This window comes from Actinomadura sp. NPDC048032 (genome assembly GCF_040653175.1).
Taxonomy (GTDB): Bacteria; Actinomycetota; Actinomycetes; order Streptosporangiales; family Streptosporangiaceae; genus Spirillospora; species Spirillospora verrucosospora.
The window spans coordinates 1-5,213 of sequence record NZ_JBEZJP010000510.1; the positions used below are offsets into that span (position 1 = coordinate 1).

The window sequence follows — 5,213 nt, forward strand, 5'->3', positions numbered from 1 at the left end:
GTCGCGGGCGCGCGCCGCGGCCCGGCCGGGGTCGCGTTCGAGAACGCCCACACGCTCCGCCGGGTAGCGGAGCGTGTAGTCGTGGTCGGTGGACAGAAGGATCACGCCGAGCCGGTGGCCGGCCTTGACCGTGTAGTCGGTCGGTTCGAGGTCCCATCGGAAGGAGTAGGTCCGCCCCGCCTCGATCGGCTCGGTCCGGGCGAAGTCGTGCCGGTTCCGGGCGTCCAGCCACCCCCGCGTGATGATCTTGTAGGGGGCGGTCTCGGTGTGCAGCGCCTGCCGGATCGTGCAGCCCGAGTCGCCCGGCACGCTCTGGCCGTAGCAGACCTCCTCGCCGGTGGTGACGCGCGCGCCCGTGGGACGGGTGTCGGTGCCGTAGTCGACCAGCAGCGCCGTCAGGTACGGCGAGCGGCCGTCGAGCGAGGCCCGCAGCGAGACCGAGGGGATGCCGTCCACCCGGACGGGCTCCGTCAGCGGCCCGGTCAGGTAGGCGAGCCGGTTCGGGTCGGCCTGGCCCTCGTTCGCGAGGAGCTCCTCGGCCGTCCGGGTCCTGCCCGCGTCCGTGAACGACTGCGCCGGACCGGGCCGGGGCCTGAGGCCGAGGGCGCCCGGCTGCCCGGACGGGCCCGCGTTGAGGCTGACCGGGACGGTGCGGGTGCCGGGGACGGGCCAGTCCTTCGCCGTCTCCCACGTCCCGTCCGCGTGCTGGACGTCGACGCGCGGCTCGTGCTCGATCCCGTTGCGGACGCCGTACAGGTAGCGGTCGAACCAGTGCAGCGTCTGGCGCAGCCACTCCTCGACCCGCCAGCGGAACGGCGTGGAGTGGTTGCCCTGGTGGAGCCACAGCTTGCGCGGCACGCCCGCTTCCTTCAGCGCGTTCCACCATTGCACGGAGTGCTTGACCTTGACGTTCCAGTCGTTGAGCCCGTGCACGACCATGACGGCGGCCCGCACCCTCCGCGCCTGCCCGACGTAGTCGCGCTCGGCCCACACCGTGGAGTAGTCGCCGGTCTCGCGGTCCTGGGACGCCTCGATGTCCTCGATGACCTTCGCGCAGACCTCGGGGTTCCCGCGGGTCAGTACGGCCTTGGCCAGGACGTCCAGGTCCTCGCCCTGGTAGCCGCCGGGCGCGACCACGCCGCCGCCCGCGCGGTAGTAGTCGTACCAGCTGGAGATGCCCGCGATCGGGACGATGGCCTTCAGGCCCTCGACCCCGGTGGCGGCGGCCATGTTCGGCAGCGTCCCGTCGTAGGACTGGCCGATCATGCCGACGTTCCCGGTGGACCAGGTGGCCTTCACCGGCGCGCCGTCCGGCGTCCAGCCCCGGGCCCGCCCGTTGAGCCAGTCGACGGCGGCCTTCGCGCCCGCCTGCTCGCTGCGGTCCCCGGAGGTCGGGCAGCCGGTCGAGCCGCCCGTCCCGATGCTGTCCAGGTCGGCGACGGCGTAGCCGCGCGGCAGGAAGTAGTTGTCGTAGTAGCCGGGGAAGACCTCGGCCAGGTCGCGCCGCGTGGTGGTGAGCGAGCGGGCCCGGGCGTCGCCGATGTCGACGGGGTGGTTCGGGACGTCGTTGATCCCGGCCCAGTACGGACTCGGCTCCAGGATCGTCGGGACCTTCAGGCCGGCGGTGTCGGTCTCCCTGGGCCGCATGATCCGCAGTTGCACGCGGTCCCGCACGCCGTCGCGGTCGCTGTCGGCGGTGGTCTCGATGTTCACGGTCTGGGTGACGGCGTCGGCGCGGGAGAACACGGGCTGCGTCTCCCCGTTCCGCACCGTGACCTGGTGGGCGCCCGGTGGCCGGGGCGCGGACCTGGTGGGCCCGGCCGCCGCGGCGGGCAGCGCGGAGGCGGCGGCGAGCGCGGCGGTGAGGGTGATCACGCCGGCGCCGCCGGTGAGGCGTCGTCTCATCGGGGCTCCTGGGGGGTGTGAGCCGGGAAGTGGAGATCACGGTTACACCCCGGGAGCGGCTTGTCCAGAGGCGTGTTACGCCGTGAGCGGAGCCGGGAAGACGGGCGGGCGGGGGCGCGTTGTCCACGCCGGATACTGAGATGCTTACTTGATTACGTACTTGATTACGTCGACGTCTACCGGAGGCGCTCGTGGGAATGCCGGGAATGTCGGGCAACGGCTGGCAGGTGATGGCGTCCTTCCGCAAGGACAGCTCCGTCACCCGGCAGAAGCTGGCGCCCGGCACGGTGGGGCGGATCGCGGGCTACGCCCGGCCCTACGTCCGCGAGCTGGTGGTCTTCCTCACGCTGAACTCGCTGGCCGCGGTGATCGTCGTCGCCAACCCGCTGCTGCTCAAGGGGATCATCGACCGCGGCATCGTGCCGGGCCGCTCCGACATCGTGCTCTGGCTCGCCGCCGCCGTCGCCGGGCTCGCCCTGGTGGAGGCCGTGCTCGGCCTCGCGCAGCGCTGGTACTCGGCGCGCATCGGCGAGGGGCTCATCTACGACCTGCGCAGCCAGGTGTTCGCGCACGTCCAGCGGCAGCCCGTCGCGTTCTTCATGCGGGCGCAGACGGGCTCGCTCGTCAGCCGCCTCAACAACGACGTCATCGGCGCGCAGCGCGCCCTCACCACCACCCTGTCGTCGGTGGTGTCCAACGTGATCAGCCTGGTCCTGGTGCTGGTGACGATGCTCATCCTGTCCTGGCAGGTCACGGTGATCGCGCTGCTGCTGCTCCCGATCTTCATCCTGCCGGCCAAGTGGGTCGGCAGGCGGCTGCAGCGGGTCAGCCGCGAGCAGATGGTGCTGGACGCCGAGATGGGCTCGCTGATGACCGAGCGGTTCAACGTCGCCGGGGCCATGCTCGCCAAGCTCTACGGGCGTCCGGCCGAAGAGGAGGAGAACTTCTCCGGCCGCGCCGCCCGCGTCCGCGACGTCGGCATCGTCGCCGCCATGTACGGGCGGGTCTTCTTCACCGCGCTGACCCTGGTCGCCGCGCTGGCCACCGCCATGGTCTACGGCGTCGGCGGCTACCTGGTGGTGGACGGCAGCTTCCAGCTCGGCACGCTCGTCGCGCTCGCCACCCTGCTGACCCGGATGTACGGGCCGCTGACCGCGCTGTCCAACGTGCACGTGGACGTGATGACCGCGCTCGTCAGCTTCGACCGCGTGTTCGAGGTGCTCGACCTGAAGCCGCTGGTCCGCGACCGCGACGGCGCCCGGGAGCTGGCCGAGGCCCGCGCGCCGTCCGCCAACGGCTCGGGCCCGGCGTTGTCGAAGGCGCCGTCGATCGAGTTCGACCACGTCCGGTTCGCCTACCCGTCGGCGGACGAGGTCTCGCTCGCCTCGCTGGAGTCGATCGCCCGCACCGACACCGCGCCCGGCCGCGAGGTGCTGCACGACGTCGACTTCACCGCCGCGCCGGGGCAGCTGGTCGCGCTCGTCGGGCCGTCCGGCGCGGGCAAGTCGACGATCACGCACCTGGTGTCGCGGCTGTACGACGTGTCCGCCGGCGCGGTCCGGATCGGCGGCGTCGACGTCCGCGACGTCACGCTCGAATCGCTGCGCGCCGAGATCGGCGTCGTCAGCCAGGACGCGCACCTGTTCCACGACTCGATCCGCGAGAACATGCGCTACGCCCGCCCGGACGCCTCCGACGAGGAGATCCTCGCCGCGCTGGAGGCCGCGCACATCGGCGGCCTCGTCGCCGAGATGCCCGAGGGCCTGGACACCGTCGTCGGCGACCGCGGCTACCGGCTGTCGGGCGGGGAGAAGCAGCGGCTCGCGATCGCCCGGCTGCTGCTCAAGGCCCCGGCGGTGGTCGTCCTCGACGAGGCGACCGCGCACCTGGACTCCGAGTCCGAGGCGGCCGTCCAGCGGGCCCTGCGCACCGCCCTCGCGGGCCGGACGTCGCTGGTGATCGCGCACCGGCTGTCCACGATCCGGGAGGCCGACCAGATCCTCGTGGTCGACGGCGGCCGGGTCGCCGAGCGCGGCCGGCACGAGGAGCTGCTGCTGGAGGGCGGCCTGTACGCCGAGCTCTACCGCACGCAGTTCTCGCACCAGCGCGACCAGGGCCCCGAGGAGGAGCGGCGGGCCGAGCCGCTCGGGGCCGAGTAGCGGCCGCTCAGGCCTCGGAGCCGAGCGGGTAGCCGAGCCGCCGCAGCTCGGTGCCCGCGACCTTCTCGACCTGCGCGGCCTGCCGCGGGGTGAGGCGCTCGCGCCACACCCCGACGCCCGGTTCGGCGGCGTCGCGCGCCCCGGCCCGCACCAGCCCCGTCAGCGCCGACTTCGACAGCGGCGCGTCCAGGTACTCCGCCAGGTCGGCGCCGACGCGGCGCGGCCGGGCCACCAGCTCCTCGTAGCGGACCGTGGCCAGCTGCTCCTCGGGGACCTGGAGGCGGAGCCTCGCGCTCAGCCGCACCGACCCCCGCCACCGCATGGCGCACTTCACGGCGGCCGCCGCGCGCGGCCACCGGCTCCGGTCCGTGTGGTCCTCGACGCCGAAAAACGGGTTGGGGAACACCGTGTCGAGGTTGGCCAGGCCCGGCTTGAACCAGGCCAGGCAGCGCTCGTCGGCCAGCATGTCGGCGACCACGTCCCGGCCGTCCCGGATCACCTGGACGAGCTGGGCGTCGGGGAAGGCGTCCAGCAGCACGTCGGCGCTGTAGATCAGGTCGGGGGAGGCGTCGGCGTACCGGGCGAGCCCCTGCGCCTGCACGCACGGGCCGGGCGGCTCCGGGACGGGGCCGGGGGCCGGACCCTCCGGCCCGCCCGGCGGGCGCGGCGGCAGCCCGCCCATCTCGCGGCACTCGTCCGGGCACTCCCCGCAGGCCCGCGCCGACACCTGCCACGCCTGCGCGTACGCGTCACGCAGGACGCGGGCGGCGCCCTCCCCGCGCTCGGCGATCGAGGGCTGGCGGGCGAAGGCGTAGGTGACGCGCAGGACGTCCGGCCGGCCCGTGGTCAGGTGGAAGCCGGGGGAGCGCTTGACCGCGCGCGCCAGCAGCTCCGCACCCGAGTGCGGCGCGCCCAGGATGAACACCGGGCGGCGGACCTTGGTGCCGTTGATCACCAGGATGTGCGGCGTCGACCTCATAACCGGGCCAAGTTTGTCACCTTTTGAGGGCCGGTCGGTCCGTGACCCTCCGTAAGGACCCGCCCGATACCCATCCGTTAACCGGCGCGGGGGCGCGCGGGGCCGGGCGGCGGGCGCGCGGGCCGGGGGCGGGCCAGTGGGGGGGGGGGGGGCCCCCCCCCCCCCCCCCC

The 5,213-nt window shown here is 73.7% G+C and carries 3 protein-coding genes; 1 reads left to right on the forward strand and 2 read right to left on the reverse strand.

Features of this window, described 5'->3' with window-relative positions; translation table 11 throughout:
• Window positions 1-1,905: Xaa-Pro dipeptidyl-peptidase (locus tag AB0C69_RS37660; RefSeq protein WP_360360562.1), on the reverse strand; the 1,905-nt coding region annotated here is incomplete at its 3' end.
• Window positions 1,906-2,111: 206 nt separating this feature from the next.
• Here AB0C69_RS37660 and AB0C69_RS37665 point away from each other — a divergent pair.
• The gene (locus AB0C69_RS37665; protein ID WP_360360566.1) at window positions 2,112-4,064 is read left to right on the forward strand and encodes an ABC transporter ATP-binding protein; all 1,953 of its coding nucleotides are present in this window, start codon (window positions 2,112-2,114) and stop codon (window positions 4,062-4,064) included.
• Between the two features lie 7 nt (window positions 4,065-4,071).
• On the opposite strand, the gene AB0C69_RS37670 is transcribed toward AB0C69_RS37665, so the two are convergent.
• Window positions 4,072-5,043, reverse strand: a complete 972-nt coding sequence (locus AB0C69_RS37670) for a sulfotransferase (protein ID WP_353834058.1) — start codon at window positions 5,041-5,043, stop codon at window positions 4,072-4,074.
• Window positions 5,044-5,213: the final 170 nt, after the last annotated feature.

What these genes read in the sequence shown, in the direction of transcription:
- AB0C69_RS37665 (WP_360360566.1), top strand. Translation starts at nt 2,112, where the DNA reads ATGTCGGGCAACGGCTGGCAGGTGATGGCGTCCTTCCGCAAGGACAGC.
- AB0C69_RS37670 (WP_353834058.1), bottom strand. Translation starts at nt 5,043, where the DNA reads ATGAGGTCGACGCCGCACATCCTGGTGATCAACGGCACCAAGGTCCGC.